16 protein-coding genes and 1 other RNA gene are annotated in these 16,846 nt (G+C 54.3%); 10 read left to right on the plus strand and 7 right to left on the minus strand.

Annotated elements, in window-relative coordinates:
- The 3 genes from INT20_RS16530 to INT20_RS16540 form a co-directional block, all read left to right on the plus strand.
- Positions 1-633: transposase (locus INT20_RS16530; RefSeq protein ID WP_193057335.1), on the plus strand; the 633-nt coding region annotated here is incomplete at its 5' end.
- Between the two features lie 456 nt (positions 634-1,089).
- Positions 1,090-2,025, plus strand: a complete 936-nt coding sequence (locus tag INT20_RS16535) for a glycosyltransferase family 2 protein (RefSeq protein ID WP_193057336.1) — start codon at positions 1,090-1,092, stop codon at positions 2,023-2,025.
- 101 nt (positions 2,026-2,126) lie between these two features.
- Positions 2,127-2,891: a glycosyltransferase family 2 protein gene (locus tag INT20_RS16540; RefSeq protein WP_193057337.1), complete on the plus strand. Its 765-nt coding sequence runs from the start codon at positions 2,127-2,129 to the stop codon at positions 2,889-2,891.
- Here INT20_RS16540 and INT20_RS16545 read toward each other — a convergent pair.
- Entirely contained in the window at positions 2,871-3,911 is a 1,041-nt protein-coding gene (locus tag INT20_RS16545; RefSeq protein ID WP_193057338.1) for a glycosyltransferase family 9 protein, read from the minus strand. The two genes, INT20_RS16540 and INT20_RS16545, sit on opposite strands and share 21 nt — an antisense overlap.
- 84 nt (positions 3,912-3,995) lie before the next feature.
- On the opposite strand from INT20_RS16545, the gene INT20_RS16550 reads away from it, so the two are divergent.
- Complete coding sequence (locus tag INT20_RS16550; protein WP_193057339.1) at positions 3,996-5,123, plus strand: glycosyltransferase family 4 protein; 1,128 nt, start codon at positions 3,996-3,998, stop codon at positions 5,121-5,123.
- Here the strand turns inward: INT20_RS16550 and INT20_RS16555 are convergent.
- Both INT20_RS16555 and INT20_RS16560 read right to left on the minus strand, forming a co-directional pair.
- Positions 5,096-6,142 (minus strand): glycosyltransferase family 9 protein, encoded by a 1,047-nt coding sequence (locus tag INT20_RS16555; protein ID WP_193057340.1) that lies wholly within the window; start codon positions 6,140-6,142, stop codon positions 5,096-5,098. The genes INT20_RS16550 and INT20_RS16555 overlap by 28 nt on opposite strands.
- Before the next feature lie 107 nt (positions 6,143-6,249).
- Positions 6,250-6,993, minus strand: a complete 744-nt coding sequence (locus INT20_RS16560; protein WP_087106949.1) for a 3-deoxy-D-manno-octulosonic acid kinase — start codon at positions 6,991-6,993, stop codon at positions 6,250-6,252.
- On the opposite strand from INT20_RS16560, the gene INT20_RS16565 reads away from it, so the two are divergent.
- The 3 genes from INT20_RS16565 to waaA are packed head-to-tail and all read left to right on the plus strand — an operon-like array spanning position 6,992 to position 10,804.
- On the plus strand, positions 6,992-8,089 hold the full coding sequence (locus tag INT20_RS16565) for a glycosyltransferase family 9 protein (protein ID WP_193057341.1): 1,098 nt from the start codon (positions 6,992-6,994) through the stop codon (positions 8,087-8,089). The two genes, INT20_RS16560 and INT20_RS16565, sit on opposite strands and share 2 nt — an antisense overlap.
- Positions 8,079-9,509, plus strand: coding sequence for a bifunctional D-glycero-beta-D-manno-heptose-7-phosphate kinase/D-glycero-beta-D-manno-heptose 1-phosphate adenylyltransferase HldE (hldE, locus tag INT20_RS16570; RefSeq protein ID WP_193057342.1), 1,431 nt, complete (start codon positions 8,079-8,081; stop codon positions 9,507-9,509). Before INT20_RS16565 ends, hldE begins: the two co-directional genes overlap by 11 nt.
- The gene (gene waaA / locus INT20_RS16575) at positions 9,509-10,804 is read left to right on the plus strand and encodes a lipid IV(A) 3-deoxy-D-manno-octulosonic acid transferase (protein WP_193057343.1); all 1,296 of its coding nucleotides are present in this window, start codon (positions 9,509-9,511) and stop codon (positions 10,802-10,804) included. The genes hldE and waaA overlap by 1 nt, the downstream gene beginning before the upstream one ends.
- Positions 10,805-10,808: 4 nt before the next feature.
- On the opposite strand, the gene rpiA is transcribed toward waaA, so the two are convergent.
- Complete coding sequence (gene rpiA, locus INT20_RS16580) at positions 10,809-11,480, minus strand: ribose-5-phosphate isomerase RpiA (RefSeq protein ID WP_193057344.1); 672 nt, start codon at positions 11,478-11,480, stop codon at positions 10,809-10,811.
- A 181-nt stretch (positions 11,481-11,661) separates the two neighbouring features.
- On the opposite strand from rpiA, the gene ilvA reads away from it, so the two are divergent.
- A complete protein-coding gene (gene ilvA / locus INT20_RS16585; RefSeq protein ID WP_172118926.1) occupies positions 11,662-13,176 on the plus strand; it encodes a threonine ammonia-lyase, biosynthetic in 1,515 nt (504 codons plus the stop codon).
- A gap of 390 nt (positions 13,177-13,566) precedes the next feature.
- On the opposite strand, the gene INT20_RS16590 is transcribed toward ilvA, so the two are convergent.
- The 3 genes from INT20_RS16590 to INT20_RS16600 form a co-directional block, all read right to left on the minus strand.
- Positions 13,567-14,193, minus strand: a complete 627-nt coding sequence (locus INT20_RS16590) for a 5-formyltetrahydrofolate cyclo-ligase (protein WP_193057345.1) — start codon at positions 14,191-14,193, stop codon at positions 13,567-13,569.
- Positions 14,194-14,199: 6 nt separating this feature from the next.
- Positions 14,200-14,383: non-coding RNA, 6S RNA (ssrS, locus tag INT20_RS16595), on the minus strand.
- 53 nt (positions 14,384-14,436) lie between these two features.
- The gene (locus INT20_RS16600) at positions 14,437-14,736 is read right to left on the minus strand and encodes a cell division protein ZapA (RefSeq protein ID WP_172118924.1); all 300 of its coding nucleotides are present in this window, start codon (positions 14,734-14,736) and stop codon (positions 14,437-14,439) included.
- Positions 14,737-14,897: 161 nt separating this feature from the next.
- On the opposite strand from INT20_RS16600, the gene INT20_RS16605 reads away from it, so the two are divergent.
- Positions 14,898-15,476, plus strand: a complete 579-nt coding sequence (locus INT20_RS16605) for a UPF0149 family protein (protein WP_087106933.1) — start codon at positions 14,898-14,900, stop codon at positions 15,474-15,476.
- A gap of 15 nt (positions 15,477-15,491) precedes the next feature.
- Complete coding sequence (gene pepP / locus INT20_RS16610; RefSeq protein ID WP_193057346.1) at positions 15,492-16,829, plus strand: Xaa-Pro aminopeptidase; 1,338 nt, start codon at positions 15,492-15,494, stop codon at positions 16,827-16,829.
- The last annotated feature ends 17 nt before the right edge of the window (positions 16,830-16,846 follow it).

The raw sequence follows: 16,846 nt of genomic DNA on the forward strand, positions 1-16,846 counted from the left end.
GGTGATAGCCACTTTTGTCGTCCCCGGATGCTGAACTGGTGTGATCGGCATCACGTCGACTACATCGTGGGAATCGCCAAGAACAGCCGGCTGCTCAAGGAAGTGGATGTGCCCATGATGCTGGTGCGCAAGACCCAATGGCAGGTGGGAGGGAAAGTGGCAGAGACGTTTCGCTTCCAGTATCAAGCCCACTCCTGGAAATACTCACGCTGGGTGGTGGCCCGCCTGGAAGAAGGCGAGTTAGGCTCTAATCCCCGGTTTATCATCAGTTCCCGTTACGATGATGGCTTCAAGCTTTACTACGAGCAGTACTGTGCCCGGGGTGACATGGAGAACCGGATCAAGGATCAACAACTGAGCCTGTTTGCTGACCGGACCTCCAGCACGCACTGGTGGGCCAATCAGTGGCGGCTGATCTTGTCGGGCTTCGCTTATACGCTGTTCGAGCGGTTACGGACTTATCTGAAGCACACGCCCTTCGCGCGCATGAGTCCGAGCAACCTGAGGCTCAAGCTCATCAAAGTAGGCGCGGTCATCATCCGCAATACGCGTCGAATCCGAGTACTCATGAGTGACAGCTACCCCTATAAAACGGCGCTATCCGATCTCGTCAGGCGGTTGGTTCCTAACTGACTGCTCGGGCGCCCCCGGCCCGAAGCAATGGGGGAAAGGGGGAAGTGTGTCTGAACGCCGGAAAGTGGTTAAAAAGTAGCCGATGTAAGTCGAGCCAGTAGGTGTTTAGCGGTGTTACAGCCTGAGTGCGGTACTGGCTGAGGTACTATGAGAAATCCAGGCTAAAGCGCCGCCGAAAAACTATCTGCCGTCTTATGCCTTTGGTCGGCAGGGATTTTAGCCGAAGTTTGACTTGCTATGCGGCAGCACGTTGAGGCAGCCTACTGTGGTTATATGAGAGAGCTGTTGGTCTTTATCGATCCAGGGCGGGTTGGCAGCGATGTTTAATAGTATGGCGGCTTACGGTAGAATTTAAACAGTTGACTATATACAGCTATCTGCAACCGCTATCAGAAGCATTCGTCATTTATTGTAATGAAGTGTTCTTTTAATTGAACTCAACCACAGTGGTTCCTTATGAAAAAAATAGAAGTGTCATTTATTACGATAAATTATAATTCTTCACAATATACAGCTGAGTTAATTAATAGCATTTTGTCGAATACTGATAGCGTATCTTACGAAATTATTGTTGTTGATAATGCCTCTGAAGATAAAGATTTTTTACGTCTGAAAGAGTTTCTGAAAGATAAAAATGACGTGACATTAATTAGAAATTCCATCAACAGTGGGTTCTCAAGTGGCAACATGCTAGGGGTAAATCATGCGAGTGGGCAGTATTACTTTTTTGTTAACAATGATTGCAAACTTTTAAATAATACGGCAGGCGTATTAAAGGAGTATCTGGATTCAAACGCAGCGGTGGCGTTGGCAACTGCTCAAATAGTAGATGCCAACAACAATTATTCATCTTCGCACAAACAGTTTCCCCATCTTTTAAAGCAGCTGTTTGGTAACAGCGTGCAAAGAAAATTTTCAAGGATTAAATTTCCAAGCAATCGTGTGACGTTAGATAAACCCACGCAGGTTGAAGTGGTTAGTGGCTCTTGCATGTTTTTTAATGCAGATGCTTTTTGCGATATTGGTGGTTTTGATACCGCCTTTTTTCTTTACTGTGAAGAAGAGGATATTGCCAAAAGAATTTGGGAATCTGATAGGAAAGTTTTTTTTATTCCTGAAGCACAGATATTTCATGAAGCGGGTGGTAGCACAGAGCAAGGATTTCGAATGCAACAAGAGTTTTATATTTCCTATTACCACTTGCTAAATAAACACTACAACCGCACCGGTCGGGTTCTACTTAAAATAGCATTATTCTTTAAGCTGTTTTTTAGAATGTTTAAGAAGAAAATGGGCGTCAGAATGTTTCTGTCTATGCTAAGTGGATTTCCGCAAAAAAACAGCTTGAGATACTCTCAAAAAATAAAGAAGCACCACGAAGAGGTCGTTTAGAAAACAGCAGGATGCTAATTAAAAAGATGCTAATTTTCACATGCGATTTGTGAAAGCTATGATGCTGTTACCCTGAAAAATTCTTAAGCTGAGAAATCCTCTTGCCAATTTCTGCTGTGTTGATTGTTAAAAATGAAGCGCACCATCTGCGCGAATGTCTTGATACGCTCACCTGGGCCGACGAAATTGTCGTGCTGGATGCGGGGAGCCAGGATGAAACCTGCGCGATTGCGCGCGAGTATACGGATAACGTAAGCGTTAATACGGATTGGCAGGGCTTTGGCGTACAGCGCCAGCGCGCCGAGGCACTGGCCAGCCACGAGTGGATATTGATGGTGGATGCCGATGAGCGCATTACGCCAGCGCTGCAAAAAAGCATTCAGGAGGCTGTGCAGGGGGGGCCAGCCGTTTTTAGTCTCGGGCGGCTTTCCTGGTGTTTCGGGCGGTTTATCCGCCACTCAGGCTGGTATCCGGACTGGGTCGCGCGTCTCTATCCCAAAGGGCAAGCATCCTATAATGCAGCGCTGGTACATGAAAAACTGGTGGTGCCCGATGGTCTAACGGTCAAACGCCTGTCTGGCGATTTGCTGCACTATACCTACCGTGATCTGCGCCATTATCTGGAAAAATCTGCCCACTATGCGCAGGCGTGGTCGGAGCAACGGGCCGCTCAGGGTAAAACGGCCACGCTGGCGAGCGGTTTCACACATGGGCTTGCCTGCTTTGTGAAGATGTATCTGCTAAAAGCGGGCTTTAAGGATGGCAAGCAGGGTTTCCTGCTAGCGCTTTTGTCAGCGCACTCTACGTTTAATAAATACGCTGACTTATGGATCCGCACACGGACATCACCCCCGCATAAACGCTGAAAGGAGAAACGTTGAAATTTGCTGAGCGGCAGCATCAATATCAATCGCCGACATGTCCTGCTGGTCAGCAGTGGCTGGAGGGCTAAAGGCCAGCCGCTTTTCAGCGCTGTTGCACGTTTGCCAGCGCAGTGGGGTGGCCGAGCGTTTAGCCGGGTAGAATCCTGCGGTGGCGATGTTCAAGCATCCAGCGATATGCAGCGGGCCGGTTGAGCCCGCAATCAGCATGTCGGCCTCGGCCAGCCGGTGGGCAAACTCAGCGACGTTGCTGCTCTCGGGTAGATGCCTGGCCGTGACGTCAGCGCTGGCAAGCCGGTCGATTAACGCTTGGGCAGGTGCCTCTTCTCCGGGGCCGGCGCTGATCAACCAATTAATAGGCGGCACTTCTTTCACCTGCTGGCCTATTTGAGCAATAAGCCCCGCGTACTGATCAATTGAAAGATTAACCGCCGAGCCACCGCTGCCTGGATGCACAACGATAGATACTTCGGCTGTCATATCCTCTGTCAGCGTTTGGCCCTGCATTTGTGTTCTGGGCAGTGGCCAAAAGGGCGGTTCGGGCAGTGCAGGCAGCTTAAGCGAAAGCCTGGATAACAGCTCGCACGCCAGGTCCACGTTGTACTGATATTCAGGCTTTGCCGATTGAGAGCGGCGCTGGCGAATGCGCACGTTGTAAAACAGTTGAGCCCACTTGGTCGCAGGAGCAACACGAAACGGTATACCTGCCCGCCAGCCTAGCCAGCCAATGCGTGGCGTTGAAAACAGGGTCAGCAGTGCATCAAACTGGGCGGATTTTACGCGCTTAAGCAGTGCTTTCTGGGCGTGTTTGTCAGCATGGCTACCAGGGTCGGTAATGACCTCATCCACCCAAGGGCACGCGTTGGCTAGCGGTGCAGTGTAAGCCGGTACCAGCACTGTAATATGCGGCGTAGGTGATGCGCTTTTTAGGCAGGCCAGCGCTGGCCAGGCCAGCATGAAATCACCAATTTTATCATTACGTACGACCAGCACTTTCTGCGCCATTTTGGGTGCCCCGTTAATTGCAGCCTGTATACTACAAGAGAATGAAGAGCTTGTTTAACAGTGCGTGGCGAAGTGAGGGATGCGATGGTAAATAAGGTGGTGCAACTTTGTCTGTCGAAGGGTAACGGCGGGATGGAGTTTTATGTTGACCGTATAACCGAGGATTTAAAAGCGGCCCAGATTGACGTCATCGGCATCTGCCTTGAGGGCACGCGGATTAATACTTATATGCAGCGTCATCAGATACCTTACTTGGCATTCAAAAGCAGTACTCAAGCGCTAAAGCACGTATTACGCATCCGCCGATGGTTGATGGAAGAGAACGTTCGCGTTATCCACTGCCATAAGTCGAGTGACCTGCGTTTAACCGCACTTTTAAAACTGGTTATGCCGAGTATTCGAGTGTTCTACACCGACCACATGGGCGGGCAGCGTCCCAAAAAAAGCCTCTACCACCGCTTCGCTTATGCCAATGTAGAGCGCGTCCTGTCGATTAGCCAGGCGACTCACCTTCGTAATATTCGCAATCTCCCGTTGCCCAGCGAAAGGGTTGTCTGCTTACCTCACGGTGTCGATATCAATACGTATCGCCCTTGCAATGATGAGCGTTTTATTCGCACCAAACGTGCAGAGTTAGGACTGCCTGAAGAGGCCGTTATTATCGGATTGCCTGGGCGCGTGACGCCTGGTAAAGGCCAGGATGTCTGGGTTAAAGCACTGCTGGAACTTGATCCTGCGTTGCCCTTTTATGCTGTGTCGATAGGCGGTACTGACGACGCGTCCGGGGGGGAAGAACGTTTCTATAGCGAGCTACAAGCGATGATTGCGGGCACGCCGCTTGAGAAAAGAATCAGCTTTCTAGGCCACCGCAGTGACCTGCCCGAAATCTTGCCTGCGCTGGATTTGGTATGTATCCCCTCGGAAAATGAAGCGTTTGGTTTGACCATTATTGAGTCGATGGCGTGCGCATTGCCGATTATTGGCTCCAACACGGGGTCGCTACCCGAACTGGTCGATGAAGCCTCTGGCGTGCTCGTGGGCCCGCACGATATTAACGCGTGGGCCAAAGCGATGGAGGCCATGGTGCGTGATGAAACAACGCGTCATGCCATGGGCAAGGCAGCCCGTGCGCGCGTTGAACAGCACTTCAGTAACAAGCGGCATGTAAAGCGCTTGATTGAGTATTACAAGATCTCGGCAGACGAAGGGTAGACCCGATTGAATGCGTCAGCCAGCCGCTCGGATGTCACCCCCTGCTCAACATGGTCCGTTGAATGGATGATTTCATGGGGCGTTGCCTGGGGTTGCCATGCGCTGTCGATAACCGTATACACGCCCACCGTGGGGCGATTATAGGCGCTGGCGATATGCACAATAGAGGTGTCGGGTGAGAAAACGACGGCGGCATATTTGACGAGAGCGGCTGACACCAACAGTGAGCACGGGCCAGGAAACGTGTGAACAAATGGAAACTGTTTGGCTAACTGCACGGCTTTTTGTTCACCACTGGGGGCATAGGGAATAACCAGCGGTAATCCTGTGGTTTTATGAACAGTATCCATAAGCGCCTTGGCTTTATCCATGGAAATACAGCGATAATCAGCGCCGCCATCAAGGTTAAACAGTACATAGGGACCAAGCTCGCTTGCCCACTGATGGACTTCCTGATCGATATTGACAGGAATCGGTAGCTCAAAGCGCCCTTCGACACTACCTAACCCGACGTTCTCAATCAGCTTAGACCAGCGAGTGGGTAGCGATGTGTCATACGTGATCGGCTGCCCAAAGTCAGCGAACGCCTGCATGTTGTAAGCGCTATAAGTGAGGTTCATGCGGGCTTTCAGTTTGCCCACAAAATAGATGCCGGGAGAGGTGGCGTGTCCCGTTGCATCTACGCAAAGATCAATACTTCCATGGCGCGCTCGAAGGTTCCTCGCAAGCGTTTTGACTGCTTTATAGTCCCTGTCTCTGGGTACAATTTGAACTTCAGCACCCTCGCTTTTCAGTGTTTCGAAGACCGGGGCATTTCTATGCGATGCTACGACACAAAGCCAATCAACATGGCGTGCCTGTAAGGCCCTGATGATGGGGTAAATAGCCATTCCGTCGCCAACCGATTTTGGGCAGAGAATGACTGCCTTGCGCACCGTATCGGGTTGCCAGCTGTCGGGGGTATAGTCGTACCAGCGCTCAAGCAGTCTGCGCCCAAGCACTTTGTTCCATCTTGGCATCGATTATTTTCCTTACGTGCGCTCATTATAATTCGATGATCAGTATTTTATAAGAATAAGGCGTTAGTAAGGAAGATGCTTTAGGTCATTAGGCTTGGCGGATATATTTAGCTTTCCCTGCCGGTGATTGCCCTTTCAGCATAGCCTTGCCGGATAGGGGTTATGGCGTGAGGCGCGTTAAACTTCACCACTGAGCGGGAAAGGCGCGCCAGATTAGCAGCTTGCCATTTGCCTGGTGGGCGTAGGCGACAGCGGTCCAGATCAATCAACCACGGTTCTCCTGCCGGATCGACCAGTATATTGCGTGCGTTAAGGTCGACATGATCAAGCCCTGCATCATGAAAGCGTTTGATCATAGCGCCTACCCTTGCAAGCAGCGCATTATCGGCGCTGTTTTCAGTAAGTAGCGAGGCTAACGCCTGAGCGCCGGGGACTCTTACCGTTAATAGCGCCGCTTCATAAGTGATGCCATAGCGGGTGATGCAGCAGGCAACCGGGGCTGGAACGGGCAGGCCCTGTTCAAACAGCGTGGCGGTTAAGCGCAGTTCTCGAAAGGCGCGGGTATGCTCGGCACCTGTCCATAGATAGCGCTTTTCACTTAACCTGGCGACCATGCCGCCGCGCCGATAGGGGCGCAGCACCCACTGCTGGGTCGGCGTTGCCTGTAGAAAAAGGCTGCTGCCCCGGCCGGGTGCTTCACCCACCACCAGGCCTTGCTGGCGCCAGTAGTTGGCCGTGAACAGGGCCGGCCCGATAGGATGTGATAGTTGGTGTGATCCCGGTGCGTCACTTAAACTGTCTGCATCATGTAACATCAGACTATTTTTTTGCCGGAGTGCCGTTAAGCGCATGAAGCCCTCGTTGCCTGCTGAACCCAACCACATTGCTATTTTGCGCCTCTCCGCCTTGGGAGATGTGTGCAATCTCGTGCCGACGGTACGCGCACTGCAGCGCCAGTGGCCACGAGCGCGCATTACCTGGATTATCGGCAAGGGGGAGCACAGTCTACTGGCGGGGCTTTCCGGGGTCGAGTTTGTCGTGTACGACAAGTCGACCGGCCTTGCCGGAATGCGCCGCTTGTGGCGCGAGCTTGCCGATACACGCTTTGATGTACTGCTGCATATGCAGCAGGCGATTCGCGCCAGCGTGCTCTCTCTGGGCCTAAAAGCCAATGTACGCGTAGGGTATGACAAGGCTCGCGCCAAGGATGCCCAGCACTGGTTTACCCAGCATCAGCTGGCGCCGCATCCCAAGGCGCATGTGCTGGAATCCTTTATGGATTTTGCTCGCCTTCTGGGTGTGAAGGACGACCACCTGGAGTGGAACATGCCGGTACCCGCGATGGCCTATGAAGAGGCGCGGGTTATCAGTGGAGAATCGCCTTATCTTGTCATCAACCCATGCAGTAATGCCCGCTTGCGCAATTTTCGCAATTGGTCGGTGGAAGGTTACGCCAGCGTTATCGAACACGCTTGGCGACACCATGGTCTAAAAAGTGTGCTGACCGGGGGAAGCAGTACGCTTGAGCGCGAAATAGGCGAGCAGATTGAAGCCTTGTGCCAGCCGGGTAGCGTGATTAATGCGATAGGTGGCACGTCATTGAAAGGCGTGTTGGCTCTGATTGGCCAGGCGCGTGCGGTGATCGCGCCGGATACCGGCCCCGTCCACATGGCCAATGCGATGGGAACGCCGACTCTGGGGCTGTACGCCACCACGAATCCGCAGCGGGCGGCGCCCTATTGCTGGCGTGATTTCGCCGTCAATGCGTATCCGGATGCCGTGCATGCCTACCTACATAAGCCGGTGGGCGAGGTCTCTTGGGGCCAGCGGGTGCGCCATCAGGATGCGATGCAGCTCATTAAAACCGAGACCGTTATTGCCCAGCTGGATACGCTCCTCGCGCATACAGCGTCAGACACAGTTGCAGGATCTACTCATGAAAGTTGATTTAACCGCGTTAGAACATGCCCACATACTGATCGTCGGCGATGTCATGCTCGACCGCTACTGGCACGGTGGCACGTCGCGCATTTCTCCTGAAGCCCCGGTACCGGTCGTGCGTGTTGAAGAGGCCGACGACCGCCCCGGTGGCGCGGCCAACGTGGCGCTGAATGTGGCCTCTTTAGGCGGCCATGCAGCCCTGGCAGGCGTTGTCGGGGATGACGACAACGCGGTGTTATTGGAAACTCGGCTGCATACAGCCAATGTAAATACTCACTTTCAGCGCAGCCCCGACGTGCCCACGATTACCAAGCTGCGTGTGATGAGTCGTAACCAGCAGCTGCTGCGGCTGGATTTTGAACAACGCCTGGATAACATCGACATCGGCGATTTATTGGCCCAGGTGGAACAGGCGTTGCCGGACTGCGATGTTGTGATCCTTTCTGACTACGGTAAAGGCACGCTCAACCAGGTGGAGCGGTTGATTGCCCAAGCGCGTGCGCATGGCAAGCGCGTTCTGATTGATCCCAAAGGGCAAGACTTCAGTAAGTATCGCGGCGCGAGCTTGATCACGCCTAACCTTGCAGAATTTGAAGCCGTGGTAGGCCACTGCGCAAGCGATGCTGAGCTTGCCAAGCGGGGCGAAGCGCTGCGCGCCGAGCTTGAGCTGGAAGCCCTGCTGGTCACCCGCAGCGAAAAAGGCATGACGTTGATCTGCGAAGGCCAGCCGCCTATTCATTTACCTACGCGCGCTCAGGAAGTGTTTGATGTCACCGGGGCTGGTGACACGGTCATTGGCTTAATGGGCCTCGCGTTAGCCGCGGGCCATGCCTTGCCCGAAGCCATGATGCTGGCGAATCTGGGGGCGGGTCTGGTGGTTGCCAAGCCAGGTACCGCGACACTCTCAATAGCTGAGCTTTATACGGCGTTACACGGCGATAGGCTCGCCGAGTTTGGGGTTATCGAGCCGGCGCCTCTCGTTGAGGCTGTGCGTGCGGCACAGCTACGCGGTGAACGGGTTGTCATGACCAATGGCTGCTTTGATATTCTGCATGCAGGGCATGTGGCCTATCTGGAGCAGGCAAAACGCCTCGGTGATCGCCTGATTGTGGCGGTAAATGACGATGCCTCCATTGGCCGTCTTAAAGGGCCCAAGCGGCCGATCAATCCGCTTAATCGACGCATGCAGGTGCTGGCTGGCCTGGGCGCGGTCGATTGGGTTGTGCCGTTTAGTAACGATACGCCGCAAGCGCTGATTGAAACCGTTCTGCCTGATATCCTGGTAAAAGGCGGTGACTACCACCCAGACGATATTGCCGGTGGAGACGCCGTTCGAGCCAATGGAGGAGACGTTAAAGTGCTCGGGTTTGAGGACGGCGTATCCACCTCGGCGATGATTAGCTCCATTTTGGACCGCGAGGGATAATGGGGCGAATTAACTGGCCGCGTCTTGGCTATTCTGCGGCGCTCTATGCGCTTTCACCACTGATTGGCTGGTGCATCTGGCGTGAGCAAGTACCTACTTACTCACGTTGGCAGCGGCTGGGCAGGCGCCTTGGCAAGCTGCCTACGCCGCCGCGTATTTGGTTGCACTGTGCCTCGGTAGGTGAGGTCCGTGCCGCCCGCCCGCTGATAGAGGGCCTGCTCGTTCGCTACCCTCGCCATAGCCTGCTGTTAACCACCATGACCGCTACGGGCGCACAGCAGGCGCAGGCATTGATTGAACAGCAGCTTGATCACCGCCCCCGACTCGCGCACTGCTTTCTACCCCTGGATTTTCCCGGTGCGGCCAAACGGTTTGTGCACCGCGTAGCGCCTGAGCTTGCCATCATGTTTGAAACCGAGCTTTGGCCTAATCTGCTTCACGCTTGTCAGCAACATGGCACGCCGGTTGCGGTGGTCAATGGACGGCTCTCGCCTCGAGCGTTCAAGCGCTATCAGAAAATTGCCCCGCTAATGGCCCGCACACTGGCCAATGTCGATTGGCTGGCAGCCAAGTCTGCTGACGATGCCAAGCGGTTTGAAGCGCTAGGCGCTGCGCCCGATAAAACGGCTGTGGTAGGGTCGTTAAAGTTTGAAGTAGGTCTGCCACCAATGGGTTTGGTTGAAAGTGAGCGCTTACTTTTAGAGTGGGAGGGGCGACCTGTCTGGGTCGCCGGTTCTACCCGTGATGGCGAAGAAGCGCTACTGCTGGAAGCACACCGGCAATTGCTACATCAATTTCCTGACGCCCTGCTGGTGCTTGTACCGCGCCACCCTCAACGCTTTGATGAGGTCGCAGCACTGTGTGAGGCAAAGAAATGGGAGACAAGTCGGCGCAGCCAGGGCGAGCCTGTTACCCCGGCTACCCAAGTGTATCTAGGCGATACGCTGGGTGAGCTGGCTGTTCTCTATGGTGCAGGCCAGGTGGCATTTGTTGGCGGCAGCCTGGTGCCGCTAGGCGGGCACAACGTGCTCGAGCCCGCCGCGCTGGGCAAACCCGTGCTCAGCGGTCCTTTTATCGAAAACTTTGCTGATGTGGTCGAGCCGCTGGAAACGGCTGGCGCACTTACTCTGGTGGCGGATGTCGATGCGCTGGTCGATGCCTTGCAGTGCCGCTTCGTCGACCCCAAGCGCTGTCTTCAAGAAGGCCAGGCTGGCCAATCCGCTATCAAAGCGCAGCAGGGTGCGCTTGCACGCACCCTGGAGGGCCTTGAAGCGCTCTCAAGCGCTGAACGATAAGCCCTTAACGCACGATACGCTCAACACCATCTGCTTTACCCAGCAGCAATACATCGGCCCCGCGCGCGGCAAACAAGCCATTGGTCACAACGCCGACAATGGCGTTAATGCGCGCTTCCATGGCAACCGGGTCTTCAATCATAAAATCAAAACAGTCGATAATATGATTGCCGTTATCCGTGACGACGCCCTGACGGTAGACCGGGTCGACACCCAGCTTTACCAGCTCACGGGCCACGTAAGAGCGTGCCATGGGAATGACTTCCACCGGCAAAGGGAAATCGCCCAACGTTGCCACGTACTTTGAACCATCGGCGATGCAGATAAAACGCTCGGCACAGGCCGCCACGATTTTCTCACGAGTAAGTGCGGCGCCGCCTCCTTTAATCATGTGTAAGTGAGCATTTACTTCGTCGGCGCCGTCGATGTAGAAGGGGACGGTGCCTACGCTGTTGAGTTCAAACACTTCAATGCCCAGGCCTTCCAAACGCTTGGCACTGGCTTCTGAGCTTGCCACCGCGCCTTTAAAACGGTCGCGAAACGGCCCTAATCGATCAATGAACAAATTAGCCGTTGAGCCAGTGCCAATGCCCAGTACGGTGTCCTTTTCCAATCCTGATTCAATCTCTTTAATTGCCGCATCTGCGACGGCGGCTTTGAGTGCATCTTGAGTCATGTGTTTTTCCAGGTCAGAGGAGGAGGGTTATTGCGTTAGTATACCGACCAAAGCGCTGGCTGCCGATGGAAACACAGTAGACGTCAGTAGGCGTAATCTGCTACCAATACAGGCTTTGTTAGTGTTTTAACCCCTCACCGTAACGCGTACTCTCACTCACGATTTTCCATTGGATACCTGCATGCTTGAAGCTACCGTCAAAAAGATTCTCCAGGCCAACGTTTACGAAGCCGCTTGCGAGACCCCGATCTCCCCCGCTCCCTTTTTGTCGCGTCGCTTTAACAACCAGATTTTGATTAAGCGTGAGGACCTACAGCCGGTGTTCTCGTTCAAGATTCGTGGCGCCTATAACAAAATGGCTCAGCTCACCGAGGCGCAAAAGGAAAAAGGCGTCATTGCGGCGTCTGCGGGTAATCATGCACAAGGTCTTGCCATGGCGGCAAAACTGATGGGCGTGAAAGCGGTGATTGTGATGCCGCGTATTACGCCGGAAATCAAGGTCCAGGCGGTACGTGCTCGAGGGGCAAAAGTCGTGCTGAAAGGCGATGCGTTTGCCGCTGCTGCCGAGCATGCTCACGAGTTGATCAAAGAGCACGGCTACACCTATATTCCGCCATTTGATGACATTGATGTGATTGCAGGCCAGGGCACGATAGGTGTCGAGATTCTGCGTCAGCACAGCGGGCGTCTGGACGCTATTTTTGTGCCTGTCGGCGGCGGCGGATTGATTGCAGGCGTGGCGGCGTACGTGAAGTACTTGCGCCCTGATATCAAGATTATCGGTGTAGAGGCGGAAGACAGCGCCTGTCTAAAAGCCGCTTTGGCGGCGGGCGAGCGCGTCGTGCTCGACCAGGTCGGTGTATTTGCCGAAGGTGTCGCGGTTGCTCAAATTGGCGAGGCACCGTTCTCGCTGGTGAAGGACCTGGTTGATGATGTCATTACGGTGAATACCGATGAGATGTGTGCCGCCGTCAAGGATATCTTTGACGATACCCGTGCCGTTGCTGAAACCTCTGGAGCGCTGTCGCTTGCCGGCTTGAAAAAATATGTACAGCAAACCGGCGCTGAGGGAGAAACGCTGTTATGTATTAACTCCGGCGCTAATACCAACTTTGATCGACTACAGCATATTGCCGAGCGTACCGAGCTTGGCGAACAGCGCGAAGCTATTTTAGCGGTGACCATTGATGAAAAACCCGGCAGCTTTAAAAAGTTTTGCCGGGCGCTGGGTAAGCGCATGGTGACCGAATTCAGCTACCGCTATGCGGACGAAAGCGACGCGCATATTTTTGTAGGGATTCAAGTAAAGCCGGGCGGCGAAGATCGTCAGGCCGTGATCGCCAAGCTGCGTGATGGTGGTTATCAGGTGGAAGATTTAACCGATAACGAACTGGCCAAGCTGCATATTCGCCATCTAAGCGGTGGCCGGCCCAGCGAGCGCTTTGAAGAAGAAGTGTACCGTTTCGAGTTCCCTGAACGCCCGGGGGCACTGATGAATTTCCTGACTCAACTGCCCCATGATTGGAATATTTCACTGTTCCATTATCGTAATCACGGTGCGGCTTATGGTCGCGTCCTGGTGGGTATGCAGGTTCCCGGCAGTGACCAAACTCATGTGGCAGATTATCTGGATGCGATTGGCTATCGTTACTGGCGTGAAAGCGACAACCCGGCTTACCAGCTGTTCATGGCCTAGGGTGTTTTGATAGGTGGGTAAGTGCTCGCTAACTGCAAAATTCAGGGCCAATAAGGGCTCATGAGTTATCAAAACGTCTAAATAAGCAAAAAAACAGCCTGTTTTGTCGTTGTCATTGATGCCCTTATGGCCCTATAGTCGTCAACGATATTTATGTGGTGCGTCGCCCTTTCTAAAACGCAGGTGGGTGATGCATTAATGCATTGGCGAAAGGCGTTGGAGAATCGGCATGCGGCGGAAAAAGCCTGATATGGTAATGGCATTAACAGTAGTGTTCTTGTTAGGCGTACTCGCCACTGGCTATGCACAGGCGTTATCGGGAAGTTAAACGTAACGCTTAAGGCATCGCAGCCATTTGCCAAAAGGTAGTGTGAGCTGACTTTAAGAGAGTCAGCTCTTTTTTTTGCCAGCACGCACGATACTCTCGTCGCTAACCACGGCGGTTAGCGGCACATCCCAGGGTTCAACTGGGAGCGATTCGACACGCTGACAGGCGTGGGCAACGCCAATTAAGGCAGGCGCCGGGCCTTGCCTGCGCATAAACGCAAGACTGCGGTCGTAGAAGCCGCCCCCCATTCCCATGCGGTTTGCCTCGGCATCAAACCCTACCAGCGGCACAATGAGCGTATCCAGCGCCCAAGCGGGCAACCGATTGTGGCGGTGAGCGCCAAACTGGGTATCCGGTTCAAGAACCCCAAAGCGGTTTTTTACCATGGGCGTCGTCGCGTGGTAGTTAACGAACCACAGTGAGTTATCGCTTAGCGGGCGCAGAACCGGGAGATAAACGTCGACATTACGCTGGCGGAGCCAGGGTAGTAAAAGCGTAGGGTCGATTTCACCGTTAACCGGTAAATAGAGGCTGATGCGCTTGGCGCGCTGAATTTCAGGCAACCGTTTGAGCTGTTGGCAAAGGCGTAGAGCGGCTTGGCGCTGCTCATGTTTTGAAAGGGCGAGGCGTTGTCGGCGTAACGCAAGGCGCAGGGTGCGCTTGGCCTCAGGATGATGCAGGCTTTCCATAAATAAGAGTTCCCCAGAGTGCCGCTGTCATTCTGGCCCTGAACCTACTGGTTCAGAGTGGGTGGCCGCAGCCAAACCGTCAGGCTTTCCGACGCACGGACATGCACACGGGTCTGGCTAGCAATTGGCCCCCTGGGTACTGCGCATAGGCTCGAGGGACTATAACGACTGGCGTACACCCCAGAGAACCCCGCTATTCTAACAGAGCCAGCGGCCATGCCAAAGTATTGAGTGAAAGGTTGCCTAAGGCTGGCGGGTTTTTTCCAACGCCCGCTCAAGACGGTCATTTAGCTTGTTCAAGTTGGCTTCGCTTGCCCGGTGCTCATCCAACGCTTCAAGCAGTTCATGAGTGATATTAAGCGCCGCGATCAACGTGACACGCTCACTGCCCAGGGTGCCGCTTTGCGCTTGGATACCGTTCATGGCGCGATCCAGGTAGCGAGCGGCGCGATCAAGCTTGGCTTCTTCCCCGGTATCGCAGGCAATGACATAGCTGCGCCCGAGAAGGGTAATTTCTTTCGTTGGCCGCTTGGCGTTACTCATTTAAAGCTCCAGCGCGGGCCAGCGAGGGGCCCAATGCGTTAACATCATGGCATAGGAAAACAGTCGTCGCTCACTATAAGAGAGGCGCTTGTACGGGGTCAACGCGCAAGTGTCCAGGGCGCATTAACGTATGAATCATTATTACACAGCGAGTTATTACTATGTCATTGATTGATGAGCGCCAAGACTTTTCTGACGTAGCCGATGTTTTTTTGCTGCATGGAAGTATGCAGTCACCGGCCTTTTTAGACGGACGTTTAAGCGCCCTTTTAGCGCTGCGCGATGTAAGTGCCGAGGCATGGCTTGAAGAGGTCTGCATAAGCCTGGGCGTTGAGCAACCGCGTGACCAGCCCAGTGCAGAACGCCTGCTGGGTTGGCGGCGCCAAACGCTGGAGGCGCTCAGCGCCAGCGACTTGAACTATGCGCCGCTACTCCCCGATGAGCTGTTCTCGCTGGGCGAGCAAGCCCAGGGGCTAAAAGAGTGGACGCTGGGCTTTATGGAAGTCGTCGAGGAAGTGGTGGATGGCGAGCTTCGCGAGCGCTGGTCACAAACGCTGAGTGAGGCGATTGACGATTTGGCAGGCATTGGCCACATCGAAACAGATATTGACGACAGCCCTGAAAATGAGAATGACCTGTTTGCTCTGACGGAGCATGTGCGGATGGCAGCCATGCTGCTGTATACCGAGCAGCACCCGGGCAAGCCCCAGGTTGAGCAAGCCGACGCGCCCGTTCACTAATTCTTCGGAGTTTGTATGTTGCCTGAGTTACTTCCCCGGCCGCCTGCGATTGGCAACGAAGAGTATCGCGCTCGCCGTGACGCCTTGATTGCGCAGTTGCCCGCAAACGCCGCTGTCGTGCTGCCTGGTGCTTCGCTGGTTACCCGTTCACACGACAGTGAGTACACGTTTCGTCAAAACAGTGATTTTTACTATCTGACCGGAATCACTGAGCCTGATGCGCTGCTGGTGTTGCTTCCCGGTCATGACGCCGGGCAGAGCATTGTGTTTTGCCAGGACCGCGACCCAACGATGGAAGCCTGGATAGGCCGCCGTTTGGGCGCCCGGGGCGTTGAAGCGGAGCATGGCATCGACCAGGCGTTTGAAAATGCTGACCGCGAGGCACAGCTGCCAGTGCTGCTGGAGGGCCGCGAACTGCTTTACGTGCCCCTGGATAATCCCGATGCGCTGGGTATTGCCGAAGAGGCTTTCTCCTTCGCCCTAGCGGGGCTGCGCCGTGGGCGGGCCCCGCTCAAAGGCTGGCTGGATGTCAGCGCGCTGATTCATGCGATGCGGCTAATAAAAAGCGAGGCCGAGATTGCCCTGCTGCGCCATGCCGCAGCGATTTCAGCGAAGGCCCATGTACGTGCCATGCAGGCATCGCGCCCAGGGCTTTACGAGTATCAGCTGCAGGCCGAGCTTGAGCATGAGTTTGTCTGGCAGGGCGGCAGCGGGCCTGCTTACAGTACGATTGTGGGCGGCGGTGCGAACGCATGCGTATTACACTATATCGAGAATCGTGCAGCGCTAACCAACGATAGCCTGGTGTTAATTGATGCCGGGGCCGAGTTTGGGCTTTATGCCGGAGATATCACCCGTACCTTTCCGGTAAATGGCCGGTTTACCGAGGCTCAGCGGGCCCTTTATCAAGTCGTACTGAGCGCCCAGGAGCGCGCAGTCGCCGCTATAAAACCCGGGGCGACGCTCGTTGATGTTCACCAGAACGTCGTTAAGGATTTAACGGCTGGGTTGATTGCGTTGGGGTTACTTGAAGGCGATGTTCAAGCCCGAATTGATGACGAAAGCTACCGGCGTTTTTACCTGCACTCTACGTCCCACTGGTTGGGGCTGGATGTCCACGATGTTGGTAGCTACCGGCTGGATGAAAAAACGCCACGACCTTTAGTTGCGGGTATGGTGTTAACCATTGAGCCAGGACTCTACATTCCCGACGCAGAGGATGTTCCGCCTGCGTATCGTGGAATCGGTATCAGGATTGAGGATAACGTCGTAGTGACCGACGAAGGGTATGAAAACCTGACGGCGGGAGTACCTAAAGGCATGGCTGACATTGAAGCGCTAATGGTTAAATAATAAGCGTATATTGATTG

This window comes from Halomonas citrativorans, assembly GCF_014898005.1.
GTDB lineage: Bacteria > Pseudomonadota > Gammaproteobacteria > Pseudomonadales > Halomonadaceae > Vreelandella > Vreelandella citrativorans.

Bases quoted from the DNA above. Each gene is read 5' to 3' on its own strand.
- INT20_RS16535 (WP_193057336.1), top strand. From the start codon at position 1,090: ATGAAAAAAATAGAAGTGTCATTTATTACGATAAATTATAATTCTTCA.
- INT20_RS16545 (WP_193057338.1), bottom strand. From the start codon at position 3,911: ATGGCGCAGAAAGTGCTGGTCGTACGTAATGATAAAATTGGTGATTTC.
- INT20_RS16550 (WP_193057339.1), top strand. From the start codon at position 3,996: ATGGTAAATAAGGTGGTGCAACTTTGTCTGTCGAAGGGTAACGGCGGG.
- INT20_RS16555 (WP_193057340.1), bottom strand. From the start codon at position 6,142: ATGCCAAGATGGAACAAAGTGCTTGGGCGCAGACTGCTTGAGCGCTGG.
- INT20_RS16565 (WP_193057341.1), top strand. From the start codon at position 6,992: ATGAAGCCCTCGTTGCCTGCTGAACCCAACCACATTGCTATTTTGCGC.
- INT20_RS16560 (WP_087106949.1), bottom strand. From the start codon at position 6,993: ATGCGCTTAACGGCACTCCGGCAAAAAAATAGTCTGATGTTACATGAT.
- hldE (WP_193057342.1), top strand. From the start codon at position 8,079: ATGAAAGTTGATTTAACCGCGTTAGAACATGCCCACATACTGATCGTC.
- waaA (WP_193057343.1), top strand. From the start codon at position 9,509: ATGGGGCGAATTAACTGGCCGCGTCTTGGCTATTCTGCGGCGCTCTAT.
- rpiA (WP_193057344.1), bottom strand. From the start codon at position 11,480: ATGACTCAAGATGCACTCAAAGCCGCCGTCGCAGATGCGGCAATTAAA.
- ilvA (WP_172118926.1), top strand. From the start codon at position 11,662: ATGCTTGAAGCTACCGTCAAAAAGATTCTCCAGGCCAACGTTTACGAA.
- INT20_RS16590 (WP_193057345.1), bottom strand. From the start codon at position 14,193: ATGGAAAGCCTGCATCATCCTGAGGCCAAGCGCACCCTGCGCCTTGCG.
- INT20_RS16600 (WP_172118924.1), bottom strand. From the start codon at position 14,736: ATGAGTAACGCCAAGCGGCCAACGAAAGAAATTACCCTTCTCGGGCGC.
- INT20_RS16605 (WP_087106933.1), top strand. From the start codon at position 14,898: ATGTCATTGATTGATGAGCGCCAAGACTTTTCTGACGTAGCCGATGTT.
- pepP (WP_193057346.1), top strand. From the start codon at position 15,492: ATGTTGCCTGAGTTACTTCCCCGGCCGCCTGCGATTGGCAACGAAGAG.